Annotated in this window: 14 protein-coding genes; 4 read left to right on the top strand and 10 right to left on the bottom strand. The window is 58.8% G+C overall.

Features of this window, described 5'->3' with window-relative positions; translation table 11 throughout:
- Nucleotides 1-18: 18 nt before the first annotated feature.
- Genes pdxA through BMY49_RS08420 form a run of 3 tightly spaced genes read right to left on the bottom strand, consistent with a single transcriptional unit; the run spans nucleotide 19 to nucleotide 4587 of the window.
- Nucleotides 19-1062, bottom strand: coding sequence for a 4-hydroxythreonine-4-phosphate dehydrogenase PdxA (gene pdxA, locus BMY49_RS08430; protein WP_058577497.1), 1044 nt, complete (start codon nucleotides 1060-1062; stop codon nucleotides 19-21).
- A complete protein-coding gene (locus tag BMY49_RS08425) occupies nucleotides 1062-2102 on the bottom strand; it encodes a peptidylprolyl isomerase (RefSeq protein WP_054641172.1) in 1041 nt (346 codons plus the stop codon). The genes pdxA and BMY49_RS08425 overlap by 1 nt, the downstream gene beginning before the upstream one ends.
- 37 nt (nucleotides 2103-2139) lie before the next feature.
- Complete coding sequence (locus BMY49_RS08420) at nucleotides 2140-4587, bottom strand: LPS-assembly protein LptD (RefSeq protein ID WP_074210209.1); 2448 nt, start codon at nucleotides 4585-4587, stop codon at nucleotides 2140-2142.
- Nucleotides 4588-4657: 70 nt separating this feature from the next.
- On the opposite strand from BMY49_RS08420, the gene BMY49_RS08415 reads away from it, so the two are divergent.
- From BMY49_RS08415 to speD, 4 genes are all read left to right on the top strand, one after another.
- The gene (locus tag BMY49_RS08415) at nucleotides 4658-5668 is read left to right on the top strand and encodes an aminoglycoside phosphotransferase family protein (RefSeq protein WP_089675382.1); all 1011 of its coding nucleotides are present in this window, start codon (nucleotides 4658-4660) and stop codon (nucleotides 5666-5668) included.
- Complete coding sequence (gene murU / locus BMY49_RS08410; protein WP_062361000.1) at nucleotides 5665-6327, top strand: N-acetylmuramate alpha-1-phosphate uridylyltransferase MurU; 663 nt, start codon at nucleotides 5665-5667, stop codon at nucleotides 6325-6327. The genes BMY49_RS08415 and murU overlap by 4 nt, the downstream gene beginning before the upstream one ends.
- A 94-nt stretch (nucleotides 6328-6421) precedes the next feature.
- Entirely contained in the window at nucleotides 6422-6841 is a 420-nt protein-coding gene (locus tag BMY49_RS08405; protein ID WP_054641169.1) for an OsmC family protein, read from the top strand.
- A gap of 227 nt (nucleotides 6842-7068) precedes the next feature.
- Nucleotides 7069-7863, top strand: coding sequence for an adenosylmethionine decarboxylase (gene speD, locus BMY49_RS08400; protein ID WP_062373986.1), 795 nt, complete (start codon nucleotides 7069-7071; stop codon nucleotides 7861-7863).
- Nucleotides 7864-7941: 78 nt separating this feature from the next.
- Here speD and lpxL read toward each other — a convergent pair whose 3' ends face one another.
- The 7 genes from lpxL to surE form a co-directional block, all read right to left on the bottom strand.
- The gene (gene lpxL / locus BMY49_RS08395; protein ID WP_054641168.1) at nucleotides 7942-8856 is read right to left on the bottom strand and encodes an LpxL/LpxP family Kdo(2)-lipid IV(A) lauroyl/palmitoleoyl acyltransferase; all 915 of its coding nucleotides are present in this window, start codon (nucleotides 8854-8856) and stop codon (nucleotides 7942-7944) included.
- Nucleotides 8857-8868: 12 nt separating this feature from the next.
- Nucleotides 8869-9969: an alanine racemase gene (gene alr, locus BMY49_RS08390; protein WP_058577492.1), complete on the bottom strand. Its 1101-nt coding sequence runs from the start codon at nucleotides 9967-9969 to the stop codon at nucleotides 8869-8871.
- A 180-nt stretch (nucleotides 9970-10149) separates the two neighbouring features.
- The gene (rpoS, locus tag BMY49_RS08385) at nucleotides 10150-11124 is read right to left on the bottom strand and encodes an RNA polymerase sigma factor RpoS (RefSeq protein WP_044630278.1); all 975 of its coding nucleotides are present in this window, start codon (nucleotides 11122-11124) and stop codon (nucleotides 10150-10152) included.
- A 153-nt stretch (nucleotides 11125-11277) separates the two neighbouring features.
- Nucleotides 11278-12312 (bottom strand): peptidoglycan DD-metalloendopeptidase family protein, encoded by a 1035-nt coding sequence (locus tag BMY49_RS08380; RefSeq protein ID WP_062360994.1) that lies wholly within the window; start codon nucleotides 12310-12312, stop codon nucleotides 11278-11280.
- A 28-nt stretch (nucleotides 12313-12340) separates the two neighbouring features.
- Nucleotides 12341-13306, bottom strand: a complete 966-nt coding sequence (locus BMY49_RS08375) for a DUF368 domain-containing protein (RefSeq protein ID WP_089675381.1) — start codon at nucleotides 13304-13306, stop codon at nucleotides 12341-12343.
- Nucleotides 13303-13980 (bottom strand): protein-L-isoaspartate(D-aspartate) O-methyltransferase, encoded by a 678-nt coding sequence (locus tag BMY49_RS08370; RefSeq protein ID WP_062360988.1) that lies wholly within the window; start codon nucleotides 13978-13980, stop codon nucleotides 13303-13305. Before BMY49_RS08370 ends, BMY49_RS08375 begins: the two co-directional genes overlap by 4 nt.
- Nucleotides 13967-14713: a 5'/3'-nucleotidase SurE gene (surE, locus tag BMY49_RS08365; protein ID WP_058577490.1), complete on the bottom strand. Its 747-nt coding sequence runs from the start codon at nucleotides 14711-14713 to the stop codon at nucleotides 13967-13969. The genes BMY49_RS08370 and surE overlap by 14 nt, the downstream gene beginning before the upstream one ends.
- Between the last annotated feature and the right edge of the window lie 6 nt (nucleotides 14714-14719).

Raw genomic sequence — 14719 nt, 5'->3', positions numbered from 1 at the left:
GTTCCTTGGAGGGTTGATTCATGGAGCGGCCAGGGTGCTGGCACGCTGGGCAGCAAGCCGCTGTGCAAGCGATAGCGCGACGCCCAGGCTGTTGGGGTCGGCAGTGCCGCGGCCCGCCAAATCCAGCGCGGTGCCGTGGTCCACTGAAGTACGTACCAGCGGTAGGCCGAGGGTAATATTCGCAGCTTGCCCAAAGCCTGCGTATTTTAGCACTGCCAAGCCCTGGTCGTGATACATCGCCAGCACCGCATCGACTCCGGCTAGGTGGCGTGGAGTGAACAGCGTATCGGCGGGCAGCGGCCCTTGGATATCCAACCCGTCGGCACGCAGCGCGTCGAGGGCCGGAATGATCGTGTCCAGCTCTTCGCGCCCCAAATGCCCTTCTTCCCCGGCATGGGGGTTGAGGCCGCACACCGCAATGCGCGGATTCAAGATGCCAAATTGGCGCCGCAGGTCAGCGGCCAGTAAGCGGCTAATCTGGGTGACCCGCTCGAACGTGATGGCATCGGCCACGTCACGCAGCGGCAGATGAGTCGTCACCAGCGCCACGCGCAAATCGCCGCTGCCTTGCCAAAGCGGGTTCTTGGCATGCAGCGCGGCATCGGTCGCCAGCAGCATCACCACCTCATCGACGCCACAGGCGTCGCGCAACCACTCGGTATGGCCGGTGAAGTGGGGAAAGCCCCCTTCGATGATGACCCCTTTATGCAGCGGCGCGGTGACCATTGCCGCAGCCTGCCCTGCTTGGCAGGCGTCTACGGCAATTTGCAGTGTCTCCAACACGTAGCGGGCATTGGCGGGATCGAGCACCCCAGGCGTGGCAGGCGCTCGCAGTGTGGCGGGCCACACCACCAAACGCCCTGGAGAGGATATATCCAAGCCACCCGGCGCGGCCTCGACGACCTCTACGGCCAGCCCGAGCAGCGCGGCGCGCTGGCGCAGCATCTGCGGGTCACCCACCGCCACCGTGTTGGCTAATTGCCCACGAGCGGCCAGCATCAGCGCAAGCTCTGGCCCGATGCCCGCAGGCTCACCGGTGGTCAACAGCAGCGGCCGCGTCATTAGAGACGAATATCCACGAAGGCCTGTTCACGGATTTCACGCTGCCAGGTTTGCAGCTCTTCGTTGGCACGACGCTGGAAAATCGCTTGGCGCACCTGCTCACGACGGCTCTCTTCGGTCACGTCCTGACGGCGACGCTCCAGCACTTCGATGACGTGATAGCCGAACTGCGAGCGCACAGGCTCGGAGAGCTGGTTCGGGCTGAGAGACGTCATGGCTTCTTCGAACGCAGGGACCGTTTGGCCAGGGCGCACCCAGCCCAGGTCGCCGCCGTTCATGGCGCTACCACGATCGTCGCTGTACTCACGGGCCACCGACGCGAAGTCTGCGCCCTGCTGTAAACGCTGGCGAGCCTCTTCTGCGCGGGCGCGGGCTTGGTTCTCGTTACGCGTAGGCGTCAGTTCCACCAGGATATGGCGGGCACGGGTCTCTTCGATAAAGGCTTGCCCCTGCTGCTGGCTTGGCTGCTGGCTCAAGAAACGCTCCACATCGCGATCGGAGACCGTGACGCGCTGACTGATCTGGCGCTGCTGTACTTGACGCATCAACATTTCACGGCGTACGTCTTCGCGCACGTCGGCCAGAGTAATGCCGTCGGCTTCTACCGCATCGGCAAACTGATCCAGCGTCATGTTGTTGGATTCGGCAATGCTGCGTAGCTGGCGGTTGAGTTCGGTGTCATCCACACTCAGATTGGCTCGGCGGGCCATTTGCAGCTGGATTTCATCCATGACCATACGCTCCAACACTTGCTGGGCCAGCTGGTTACGCGGCGGCAAATTGCCGCCCTGAGCCGCTGCTTGCTGCTCCACCTGGGCAATGCGGTCATCCAACTCGCTGCGCATGATGACGCCATCATTGACGACTGCGACGACGCTATCCAACTGCTGACGCTGGGCCGACTCGAAATTTTGCGCATGCACGGTCAGCGGAACCAGCGCCGCACCCGTGCTCAGGCAGAGCACCATCAGGCTGCCTGCGGACAGCTGGGTGGCTCGTTTCTTCAGCGCGCAGCTCAGCAAGGTCTTTCTGATCATCATAAAAAGTCTCTTTCAGTCGCTATTTTAAAGTGGTCGTTCATAAGGGCGTGGGACGGTAGCCAGGAATCGCCTGCTCAAAGTAGCCGTCGGCCTCTTGACCCACGCCACCTAGACCACGAAACACAAAGCGCAAAAATAGCCCGCGGTCGTTGAAGTCATCGCCAACCCGCGCCGTATCGTTATCGTCGATCCATTCACGCCATACCAGCTGTACGCCATAGCAGCAGTCGTTCCACTGCAGGCCCGCGAGCTGTTCCAGGGGACGGTTGTTGGTTTGATCGTGCAGGTAGCGGCCAATCAAATCAATCCTTGGGTTCGCTTTCCACGCCAGCGAAAGATCCCACTCTTCGCGACTGTAGTCACGGAAGCCATAGTCGCCGGGTATCACGCTCGGATCGAACCCTTCGATCTCCCAACGGTAGCCAAGGTTCACTACGTGCCCTTCCGGGTGGCGATAGCGTACATCCACACTGGAGCGCTCGGTCTGTTCACGCTCGTCATCGTAGAGCCATTCGTAGCCGGTACTCCAGCGATCCGATATTTGCCAATCCAGGCGAGTGACCAGCGGAGAGCGGTCACGGGTGGCCTGATAGCGGCTTTCCGGATTCACGGAAGGGTCTTCGCTGGGGCGCGGCGGCAGCGTGTCCGGGTCGCCTTCGCTATCGATGCGCCGCTCGGAGAAGTAGTAGCTTTGACCGACGCCGAAGGTGAGTCGGTCCCGACCAGCGCTATCTTCGATCAAGCGTGACTGTACGCCCAACGAGACGCGATTCAGATCACCGACCCGGTCAGCCCCCGAGAAGCGGTGCGGGGACCAGAGCTGATCCCAGGAGAATACCCGTTCACGGCTATCGAAGTACGGCAGCTGGGTCTGGTCGGTACGCGGCACGTAGGCATAGTTAACGCGGGGTTCAAGCGTCTGGCGATAACCGCGCCCGCCTAGCTCAAGCTCACGCTCAAATACCAGGCCGCTGTCGATGGAAGTGATCGCCACGCTGCGCGTCGGTGAGGTCGTGCGATCGGTCACTCGGTCGCCATAATCCAGCTCGTAAGCAGTGTGCCAAAGCTCGGTGCGTGGCTCGATATAGCCCCAGGGCTGCTCATAGCGCCAGCCCACCGCAGGCGTCAGGTGAAGGCGCGAACCGATGGCCGCCTCGCGCTCCGGAACTCGCCGCTCATCCACGTCGCGCCAGAAATAGGTCGCGTTCGAGCGCCACTGGGTATACAGGCCGTTGTCTAGCTGCCAGTTGGCATTGGCGGTCAAACTCGGCAGGCGGTAGAACGGACGGTCGGTATCGCTGAGCGGGTCTTCCAAACGTTGGAAGCCCTGGGCACGGGCGTCTAACTGCCAGCGCTCGCCGCGGTAGTCCACCTGCGCCAGGCGCTCCATACTGACGCGGTCGCTGTTGCCGAACTCGCCGCCAAAGTCGTCGAAATAGCGCCCATCGCTGGCGGCGCCGTAACGGAGCCGGTAATCACTGCGGGGCGTTAACGTGCCCGCGTGCTGGGCATCAATGTACCAGCGGTCGTCGCCTTCAAAGCGGTTGTCACCTCTATTGGTGCCGCCGTCGCTATCGAGATAACCGCCCTCGACCAAGCCTTGGCTCTCTTCCAGCAGGTAGCGGTACTCGCCGTTGAGCAGCAGTCCTCGGTCAGACATCCAGCGCGGGGTAATGGTGGCATCCTGGTTCGGTGCAATGTTCCAGTAGAAAGGCTGGGTATAATCAAAGCCATCGCTTGAGAAGCTCACTGACGGCGAGAGCAGCCCGGTATGGCGGCGGTCATCAATGGGGAAGCGCAGCCACGGCCAGTAAAATACCGGCACATCTTTAACTTCCAGGCGCGCATGGCGGGCAGTGCCAAACCCCGAGGCTTGATCGAGGCGAATATCACTACCTACCAACTGCCAGCTATTGGCGCCGGGGTCACAGGTGGTAAACGTGGCCTCCTGAAGGCGGTACTGATTTTCGCCGGTCTGCTCTAGCTGGCTGGCCTGGCCGCGCAGGTGCTGGTCGTAGAGCACATAGTGGCTGTTACGCAGCGAGGCGCGGTCTTCGTTCAGCATGAGGGTGGCTTGCTCGCCACGCACCAGGGCTTGTCCATCGCGGATAGCCAGGTTGCCCTCAGCATCCACCTGCTGACGGTCTGCGGGTAGAAAGACGCGCTCTGCCTGCAGTTCGGTATCGCCCCGGCGTAGTACCACGTCGCCACGCAGCAGGGCTTCACCGTCTGCGGCGTAATCCACTTCCCGGGTTTCTACCGAGAGCGTTTCCGGGTTCTCTTCCGCTGGCAAGCGGTAGGCGGGCATCACATAGCGCCCCCGACATAGCTGTTGCGGCGCTTCGTCTTGGCTCCAGGCCTGCCAGTCCAGCGCTTCTGCGGGCAGGGTTTGGTCCTGCGCCACCGCTGAAAACGAGGCGCCAGCGAGAAAACTGCCCAGCAGCGTATGCGCAACCGGTACGGTGCGCGAGATTCGCTTGCCCATGTTCGTTATCCTTGGCATCCAGAATCGGTATTATACAGCCCGCATGATGCCCGACCAGCAAGGAGCTTGCATGTCCTCTTCTCGGATTGACGCCCTCACTCAGTGGGCGGCGCAACACCACGGCCTTGATAGCGCCACCATTCGCCTCTCTGCTGCGGGCGGTGACGCCAGTTTTAGGCGCTATTTTCGACTAACGCTACCGGATGGCAACACCCAAATCGTAATGGATGCACCTCCGGCACAGGAGGACTCGGCGCCGTTTGTGGCTATCGGCCAGCGCTGGCACGCCGCCGGGCTGCCTGTGCCTTACATTCACGCCAGCGACTTAGACGCTGGTTTTTTGCTGCTTGATGACTTGGGCGACACACCGCTGCAGGCTACCTTCACCGATCCAGCACGCACAGAGCAGAGCCATTTAGACGCACTCGCTCTCATTGCCCAGTTGCAAAACCGCACTAACCCGGCCGCCCTGCCTGATTACGATGCCGCCCTGCTTGGCCGGGAGCTGGACCTATTTCCCGAGTGGTGCCTGGGGCGCTGGCTGTCGCTATCAGTTCCCGATAGCTGGGAGGCAGTACGCGATAAATTGATAGAGCATGCATTAGCGCAGCCGGTGGTGAGCGTCCACCGCGATTTCGATGCCATGAACCTGATGCTGCACGATCAAACGCTTTACATGATCGACTTCCAGGACGCCGTGGCAGGCCCGCTCAGCTACGACGTTATTTCGCTACTGCGGGGCCGCTACTGCCGTTTTAGCGCTGACCAGTTTGCCTCCTTCGTCGGCGCTTTCTATCAGCAGGCGCGGCAAGAAGGTCGTTTGACCCGCTCGGTCAGCGAGGAAACTTTTTTAGCGCAGTGCCACGCCATGGCCGCACAGCGCTCGCTGAAAGTGCTGGGCATCTTTTGTCGGTTGACGCTGCGCGACAGCAAAGAAGGCTATTTAGCCCGCCTGCCCCACTTTTTGGCGCACCTGGAAGATAGCCTAGCGGCCCTGCCCCAACACCGCGAGTTTGCCGACTGGGTAACGGGCGTGCTGCGCCCGGCGATCATGCAGCGCCTGGAAGAGGACGCTCCATGAAGGCGATGATTTTGGCGGCAGGCCTGGGCAAACGGATGCGCCCACTCACCGACCACTGCCCTAAACCATTGCTGCCCGTGGCGGGCAAACCGCTGATCGTGCACCACTTGGAGCGTTTAAAGCGTGCAGGCATTAATGAAGTGGTCATTAACGTGAGCTACCGTGCCGAGCAAATTATCTCTGCACTGGGCGATGGCTCGGCCTACCAAATGCGCATTCACTGGAGCCAGGAGGCTAGCCCGCTTGAGACCGGCGGTGGTATTCAACAGGCACTACCGCTGCTGGGCGATGCGCCGTTCTTACTGGTCAATGGTGATGTGTGGTGTGACTACCTACCGAGTGCTTCCACGCTGGCAGCAGGTGATTTGGCGCATCTGGTATTGGTGGATAACCCTGCCCATCACCCTGAAGGCGATTTTTCACTTCGCCAGGGGCGCGTTTCACCACACGGGGAGGCTCGCTTCACCTTTGCAGGCATCAGTTTGATACGCCCTGAACTGGTCGCCTTTGAACCTGCCGGCGCCTTCGCCCTGGCCCCACTACTGAAACGGGCCATGGCAGAGCACCGCGTTAGCGGCGAGCACTTTGCGGGCCACTGGGTCGATGTGGGCACGCCTGAACGACTGGCCGAGCTTGATAGGCACCTTCAATCAGCCTGATACCAGCTGGCAGCGCACGATGAAGCCGTGCGTTGCCTTCTAGAAATGTTATGCTGCGCGACTTACCTTTCGTCGCCAAGATGAGGAGAGCAACGTGAAAGCACGGGTAAAATGGACCGATGGCCGCCAGTTTGTAGCGGAATCCGGTAGCGGACACAGCGTTGTGATTGATGGCCCACCCGACCACGGCGGTCGCAACACCGGCCCTCGGCCGATGGAAATGCTGTTGATGGGCATGGGCAGTTGCACCGCCTTTGATATCTTGAACATTCTTGATAAGGCCCGCGCAGAGGTCACCGACTGCGTTGCCGAGCTGGACGCCGAGCGCGCCGATGAAGTGCCGTCCGTGTTCACCAAGATCCACGTCCACTTTGTGGTCACTGGTCGTGGCTTAAAAGAGAAGCAGGTTCAGCGGGCTGTGGAGCTATCGGCAGAGAAATACTGCAGCGCTTCTATCATGCTGGTCAAAGGCGGCGTTGAGATCACTCACTCCTATGAGATCCGCGAAGCTTGAGCCGTCATGGGTCGGCTGGCCACGCGGGTGACGCTGCAGCATCAAAAAAATGGCGTGACTGGATGCAAGCCACGCCCTGGGCGGGCATAATACGCCCGCTTGTTTTTCCCTTTACTGCGTAGTGCGGGGTCGTCTTCACGGCGGCTGCGTTAGCACGGTGACAAGTGTTTATCGGTTCCGGCGCTGGCTCGTCGGGGTGTCCTCATCTGCCATAGGGAGGTTCGGAAGTGTCAGATAATCTCCGACTCCACGGGTTCAACAACCTGACCAGCTCTTTGAGCTTCAATATTTACGACATCTGTTACGCCAAAACCGAAGAGCAGCGTGCGGCTTATATCGACTATATCGATGAGCTTTACAACGCCGAACGTTTGACGCAGATCCTGAAAGACGTCACCAACATCATTGGCGCTCATGTACTGAACATCTCGCGTCAGGATTATGAGCCGCATGGCGCGAGTGTGACCATCCTGATCGCCGAACACGAGCTGGATGAGCCAACCGCAGGGCAAATCGAACCAGGCCCAGGCCCGCTACCGGAAACCGTGGTGGCCCACCTGGATAAGAGCCATGTGACGGTACACAGCTACCCGGAGTCGCACCCTGACAACGGCATCAGTACCTTCCGTCTGGATATCGATGTCTCGACCTGTGGGCATATCAGCCCGCTGAAAGCGCTGAACTACCTGATCCATAGTTTTGATTCCGATATCGTGACCATGGATTACCGCGTGCGCGGCTTTACGCGGGATGTGGATGGCAAAAAGCTGTTTATTGACCACGACATCACCTCGATCCAGGACTACTTGGCGGAAGACACCAAGCAGGCCTATCAGATGATCGACGTGAACGTGTATCAGGAAAACATGTTCCACACCAAGATGCTGCTGAAAGACTTCGAGCTGGATAACTACCTGTTCGGCACGTCGCGCCGCGACATCACCTTCGAAGAAGCGCGGGATATCGAAAGCCGCCTACGTAAAGAGATGCTGGAGATCTTCTACTCCCGTAATCTCGATTAAGGCGTTGCCTTAAGCAAGCTATGAAGCCACCGAAAAGCTGCCCGCGGGCAGCTTTTTTTATGCGCTTTGTTGATACGGCTAGTAAAAACCTGCCTCGCCCTCAGGACGGGTTTTAAAGCGCCGATGCAGCCATAGATACTGCTCGGGATGTTTGCGTATCGCTCGCTCGATGAAGGCATTTACCCGCGTAGCATCGGCCAGTTCATCGCCGCAGGGGAAATCCTCGAACGCCGGCAAACACTCAATGGTGTAGGTGCGATTATCCGGATTACGGTGGAACATCAGCGGAACGACGGGGGCGCCCGTCATGCGGGCAATTTTGGCCGTAAGACGAATCGTCGCCGCTTGCTGACCAAATAGCGGCGCAAAGACGCTGACATCGCGGCCGAAATCCTGATCCGGTGAGTACCACACGATGTGCCCTGCTTTGATACGGCGCACCACGCCGCGCAGGTCATGGCGATCAATGGCTTGGCCGAAAATACGCGAACGGGCGCGGGTCATAAATCGCTCGAACAGCGGGTTGTTATGGGGGCGGTAAACCACATCTGCCGGGAAGAACAGCGAGTGCAACGCCCCGCCTAAGTCCAGCGTCGAAAAGTGGATACCCACCACCAGCACGCCTTTGCCCTGGGCTTTAGCGCGTGCAAGGTGCTCTTGGCCGTGATAGGCCACTCGATGACGCAGCCCTTCGGCATCACGACACCAGCCAGTTGCGGTTTCAACCAAACCGATCCCGTTGGCAATGAATGTCTCTTTGACCAGTTGACGCTGCTCGTCGGCGCTTTTTTCTGGAAAGCAGAGCGCGATGTTCGTGGCGGTGATGTGCCGACGACGCTTCACGAAGCGCCACGCCAGCAGGCCAATCGCTTTACCTACCCATAGCTTCAACCGCCAGGGGAGCCACGCGGCCACATACATTAGGCCAATCGCCAGCCATGTCGGCCAGTAGCGAGGGTGCGCAAAGGAGCGCGGATAAGACGCTTTTGACATACAGATAACCGTTTAAACGTGAGCCCCATGATAGCGCCGAGGAGCCCTGGGAAGCACACCGGTCAGCAGCGTATAGCTGATGGTATCGCAGTAGCGGGCCACCTCGTCCACCGGCAGCACACTGCCATTGCTAGCTGCTCCCCATAGCACCACTTCACTGCCAATCGCGGCATCAGGCACGTCGGTAACGTCCACCGTCAGCATATCCATCGAGACCTTACCGGCAATGGGGCAGCGCTGCCCATTGACTAGCACCGGCGTGCCGTCGACCGCGTGGCGATCATAGCCATCGCCATAACCTGCGGCGACCACGGCAATTTTAGAGGGTCGCTTGGCCTTCCAGCGGCCGCTATAGCCCACCTGATCCCCCTCCGCCAACTCGCGCAACGCAATAATTTCTGAGCGTAATGTCATCACCGGGCGTAGCTGCTGGGCGATCTCGTTGGGCACTTCCAGCGGGTCGCTGCCATAGAGCATCACGCCGGGGCGATTCCAGTCGCCATGTGCGGCAGGCCATGCCAGCGTCGCCGGGGAGTTGGCCAGACACAGCGGTGCCTTCAGCTTGGCAGCCAGCGCTTTTAGCGTATTCATCTGGCGGTTGAAGTAGCTAGGATCTTTCGCATCGGCGGTGGCAAAGTGGCTCATCAGATGCAGCGCCGTTACCTGCGGCGCATCCACCAAACGCTGCCAAACACTGGTCGCTTCCTCCGGCGAGAACCCCAAACGATGCATCCCCGAATCCACCTTTAACCAAACAGGAATAGGCTGCCGTGGCGAATACGCCAGCAGCGCTTCGACCTGCCACGCACTGTGCACACTGATCCATAAACGGTGCTGATCGACCAGCGCCAGCTCATCGGCACTGAAAATACCCTCTAGCAGCACAATGGGCGCTTTGATGCCTCCTTCGCGCAGGCTCAGCGCCTCTTCGATGCAGGCCACTGCAAATGCCGGAACGTCAGTTTCTAAGGCACGGGCACAAGCCAGTGCACCGTGGCCGTAGGCATCGGCTTTAATGACGGCAACTGAGCGACTTTGCGGGGCGCAGCGGCACGCCAGTTGATAGTTGTGACGCAGCGCGTCCAAATCAATATGGGCCACTAACGGGCGCATGGCTCTCTCACTTACTAGGTCACTGACCGGCGTACTTGCCGGACTGAGCGGAGTCACTCAGTAATGTATGAATGAAAATGGTTCGCCCTAAAAACAGCGCACCGAGCAGATAACTCGGTGCGCTATTTAATACTTCCGTTGGGCTTGTCGGAAGCAGCTGGTTTAACTCTCGACCCGGAATTAACTCTCGAAAATCGCGTCGAGGGAAAGCCCCTGTTTTTCCAGGGAGCGGCGCAGCTTCTTTAACGCTTCTACCTGAATTTGTCGAACGCGCTCCCGCGTTAGGCCAATCTCGGCACCCACTTCTTCCAGCGTTGCTGCCTCGTGACCGCGTAAACCGAAACGGCGTACCACGACTTCGCGCTGTTTTTCGCTTAGCTCATCCAGCCAGTGGTCTACGTGTTCGCGCACGTCGCCATCCACCAAGCACGCTTCCGGCCCCAGCACCTCATCGTCGGTGAGCGTATCAATCAGCGGCTTATCGCTGTCGCCGCCCATGGGAGAATCCACCGACGACACCCGCTCGTTAAGCCCCAGCATTTTCTTAACTGTCTCGACCGGTTTATCAAGATGCTCAGCGATCTCTTCGGCGGTAGCTTCGTGATCCAGCTTTTGAGTCAGCTCACGGGCAGCACGCAGATAAATGTTGAGCTCTTTCACCACGTGAATCGGCAGACGAATAGTACGCGTCTGGTTCATCAGCGCACGCTCTATCGTTTGGCGAATCCACCACGTGGCGTAAGTAGAGAAGCGGAAGCCCCGTTCGGGGTCAAACTTCTCCACCGCCCGAATCAAACCAAGATTACCTTCCTCGATTAAATCGAGCAGCGTTAAGCCTCGGTTCAGGTAGCGTCTGGCAATCTTGACCACTAGACGCAGGTTAGACTCAATCATCCTTGAGCGGCCAAGCGCATCGCCTTTACGCGCTAGGCGGCCATAGTAAACTTCTTCTTCCGGCGTCAGCAGCGGAGAAAAGCCAATTTCGTTAAGGTAGATCTGTGTCGCATCCAAGCTTTGAGTCGATTGACGGTCTTCACGGCCCAGCGCTTTTTCAAACGCTTCCTCCTCTGCCGTGGCGTCGTCGTCGGCGTCATCTAACGCCTCTTCAACCTCATCCAGGTCAATCTCCTGTAGGTCCTTCTCCAGCATACTCATGTTCATACCCCCGTTGTCTCGCCTAACCGCCATTTAGAAAAGTAAGGGTGGTCGCACTCCCTGTGCGCATACACCTTATTGTTATATGACGCTCTAATTCAGCTATGCGGGTTGCCCTAGCAGGCTTGACACGTTACACCTGCTAGGTAATGACTAGCGCGATGGCAGATAGTCCAACGGATTTTGCGGCTGACCATCGCGGCGCACCTCAAAATGCAGTTTGATGGCATCTGCATCGCTATTGCCCATCGTGGCAATCACTTCACCTGCCTCGACGACATCATTCTCTTTGACGCTTAAACTATCATTATGTGCATACGCGCTGAGAAACTGATCGTTATGTTTCAGTAGTATTAGGTTACCGTAGCCACGTACACCGCTACCGGCATAGACCACAATACCAGGGCCTGCTGCACGAATAGGTTGCCCCTTTTGCCCAGCGATATCAATCCCTGCTGTAATGCTGCCTCCCTGCCCAAACTCACCGATGACCTGACCATCGGTTGGCCATTGCCAATCGATGTTTTCGGCAGGCGTAAAGGTACGCGACGAGCGATCGGTGCGGACGGTTTGAGTGGGCTGAGCGGCAGGTTCCGGCTCAGCGGCAGGTTCCGGTTCTGGGGTCGGTTCAGGCGTGGGCGCTGGCTCCTGCGCGGGCTGGGCTGGCGGCTGTTGATTAGTGGATTCAACCGGGGCATTAGCAGCGGCAGCTACCTGCTGGGATGCTTCCACCGCCGTGCGCTCAGCCCGCTCGGCGGTTAGGCGCTGGTTGCGCTCGATGGCACTCTCGTCCGGCAGCAGCCAGTCGAGCTCCTGGTCATTGCTTGCCACGGCAGTGGCTTGTGGTTGCAGCCCCGTAGCAACGGCACCGCTGGTCGAAGCGGGTGACGCGTTGCCGCCAGACGAAGTCGACATACCTCCCGCGCCTTCACGCAAAGCGATGGTTTGACCAGGATAAATTTGGTAAGGCGCATCGATATTGTTGATGGCGGCGAGCTGGCGATAGTCCAGATTGTGCTGCCACGCGATGCCATAGAGCGTATCGCCTGCTTTGACGGTGTACTGTGGTGAGTTTTCCACCGCACGGCGTGCGTCGCTCAAATCGCGCACCTGGGGAGTGTTGGACTGCTGACTGGCACAGCCACTCACCGCCAGTGCAAGCACCGTCATCATAAAAACCTTACGCATGGAAACCCTACTCCTGTTCAACGCCGTGCTAACGATCAATGGAACGATTATCTGTCGAGTGATGCTGGGCATGAGTGGCCGCACGACGGTTGAGCGCTACGACGAGTAGCGCACCGACGACCATCAACGTTATCACGCCAGTTACCTGTGCCGACGCTCCTGTCAACACGGCGTAATCGCTGGGTAATAGATAGCGATAATCCAGCGGAATCATTTGCCCATCGGGGCCTAGCTGGTAGCGTAACAGCTCACGCCAGGGCCAGAGAACCGGTAGCGAGCCAACAATAAAGCCCAACAATAGCTGTAGTGTCGCGCCATGGTAGCGCCGCAATAGCCACGAAAGCAGTCGTGAAAAGAGCGCCAACCCGATGATGCACCCCACTCCAAACAGCATGATAATGCCAAGATCGAAGCTGCGAATAGCCCCCATGATGGTGCCGTAGAGCCCCATCGTGAGCAATAAAAAGCTGCCGGATACACCAGGCAGCAGCATCGCACTAATCGCGATAGCGCCAGCTACTATGACTACCAGCGCTTCATTGCCAATCATCAGCACCAGCGGCATCATGCCGGGAAGCAGTTTGGCTAACATTAACCCAATCGCCAGCGGCAGCAAGTACCAAATTTTCCATCGTTCTCCAGCCTGCCCGACCACCAGTGCCGAGGCCGCTACAAGCCCGAAAAAGAACCCCTCCAATAGCAGCGGTTGCGCCTCCATTAGCCACAGCGCTAAGTGAGCCACGCTCACCAAACTGACCGCAACACCCAGCAGTAGCGGTATTAGAAACGCCAAGTTCAGGTGCCGACTTAAGCCCACCCAGCCCCCGCGACGCCAAGCGCCAAAGGCGCTAGGCCCAAACTGTTTAATAGTGTTAATTAACTCTTCATAAATACCGGTAATAAAGGCAATCGTGCCTCCCGATACGCCAGGTACTGCATCGGCAGCGCCCATCCCGGCGCCTTTTAAAAACAGTCCTATGGGTCGACGCTTCAATCCACCACTCCTTGCAATAGGGGTACAAAACGCACGGGGTCAAGCCTGCGTTTTTCAAAGGCAGAGCCAATACGCTTAATTTGGGTAAGCCACTGACTGCCATCTGACTCTTCCAGCGGTGCAATAAGCACACCGTCATAACTCAGCTGTTCAAGTAATACTTCCGGCAGCGTTTGCGCGCAGGCCGTGAGCAAAATAACGTCAAAGGGCGCAGCTTCCGGCCAGCCTTCGCTGCCGTCGGCCACAGCTAATGTCGCTGGGGCACCTAGCCGCCATAGCCGCTCTGCTGCTCGCTCGTGCAGCGTATAGATTCGCTCCACGGAGTAAAGCGTTTCTACTAGGCGCGACAAAATCAGCGTTTGATAACCTGAACCAGTCCCCACTTCCAGCACGCGCTGGGGCGACGCGCGCAGCACTAACTCCGTCATGCGCGCGACGGTTAGCGGCTGCGACAGCGTTTGGCCGAAGCCAATGGGTAGAGCGGTATCTTCATAGGCGCGATGAGCGAGCGCTTCATCGACAAACAGATGACGCGGCTCGCTGGCCATCACGTCTAACACGCACTGGTTACGCACGCCTTGTTGAATCAGGCGCTTGATCATACGGTCACGGGTGCGCTGGGAAGTCATTCCACGGCCGCGCCGCTCACCAGGAGATAGCTCAGGCAAAGGCATCCAACCAGTCCTGCACATCACGACGCGCGGGGTGGCGCGTTAAATCAGTTTGCAGTGGCGTAATCGATACATAACCTGCTTCGATGGCCGCAAAGTCGGTATCTTCACCGTCGTCAGCGTTAGCCGCCACCGGGGCAATCCAGTAGCGGGTACGGCCCCGGGGGTCTTGCACCGGCACAGGCTTTTCGGCTGGGCCGCGGTAGCCCAAGCGGGTAACTTTAACACCTTTGATTTTTTCCCAGGGCAGGTCAGGGACGTTCACATTCAGCAGCGTACGAGGCGGCAGTGAGAGTTGATCAGCGGCACCGATGAGGCTCGCGGCAAACTGGGCTGCCGTCGCAAAATGGTGGGCGCCGCACAGCGACATGGCAATCGCCGTCATACCTAGATTACGCCCCTCCATCGCGGCGGCGACCGTGCCTGAATAAAGCACGTCATCACCGAGGTTACTGCCATGGTTAATCCCTGAAATGACCAAATCAGGACGCTCGTCCCACACCCCATTCACGCCTAAATAGACGCAGTCGGCCGGAGTGCCGTCCACACTATAAAAGCCGTTGTCTAACGCCGTCAGCGCAAGCGGACGCGATAGCGTCAGCGAATTACTGGCCCCGCTGCGGTCACGGTCAGGGGCAACCACGCGTAGGTTAGCGTGGGGTGTTAGTGCCTCGTAAAGCGCTCTAAGGCCGGGGGCGTGAACACCGTCATCGTTGGAAAGCAGCAGTCGCCGCATCAGAAT

Source organism: Vreelandella aquamarina (assembly GCF_900110265.1).
Lineage (GTDB): Bacteria > Pseudomonadota > Gammaproteobacteria > Pseudomonadales > Halomonadaceae > Vreelandella > Vreelandella aquamarina.
Note: the sequence above shows the minus strand (reverse complement) of the source record. Positions and strands in the feature narration are given on the sequence as shown.

Bases quoted from the DNA above. Each gene is read 5' to 3' on its own strand.
- surE (WP_058577490.1), bottom strand. From the start codon at position 14,713: ATGCGGCGACTGCTGCTTTCCAACGATGACGGTGTTCACGCCCCCGGC.
- alr (WP_058577492.1), bottom strand. From the start codon at position 9,969: ATGCGCCCGTTAGTGGCCCATATTGATTTGGACGCGCTGCGTCACAAC.
- pdxA (WP_058577497.1), bottom strand. From the start codon at position 1,062: ATGACGCGGCCGCTGCTGTTGACCACCGGTGAGCCTGCGGGCATCGGG.
- BMY49_RS08380 (WP_062360994.1), bottom strand. From the start codon at position 12,312: ATGCGTAAGGTTTTTATGATGACGGTGCTTGCACTGGCGGTGAGTGGC.
- BMY49_RS08415 (WP_089675382.1), top strand. From the start codon at position 4,658: ATGTCCTCTTCTCGGATTGACGCCCTCACTCAGTGGGCGGCGCAACAC.
- BMY49_RS08425 (WP_054641172.1), bottom strand. From the start codon at position 2,102: ATGATGATCAGAAAGACCTTGCTGAGCTGCGCGCTGAAGAAACGAGCC.
- rpoS (WP_044630278.1), bottom strand. From the start codon at position 11,124: ATGAGTATGCTGGAGAAGGACCTACAGGAGATTGACCTGGATGAGGTT.
- murU (WP_062361000.1), top strand. From the start codon at position 5,665: ATGAAGGCGATGATTTTGGCGGCAGGCCTGGGCAAACGGATGCGCCCA.
- lpxL (WP_054641168.1), bottom strand. From the start codon at position 8,856: ATGTCAAAAGCGTCTTATCCGCGCTCCTTTGCGCACCCTCGCTACTGG.
- BMY49_RS08420 (WP_074210209.1), bottom strand. From the start codon at position 4,587: ATGGGCAAGCGAATCTCGCGCACCGTACCGGTTGCGCATACGCTGCTG.
- BMY49_RS08370 (WP_062360988.1), bottom strand. From the start codon at position 13,980: ATGCCTTTGCCTGAGCTATCTCCTGGTGAGCGGCGCGGCCGTGGAATG.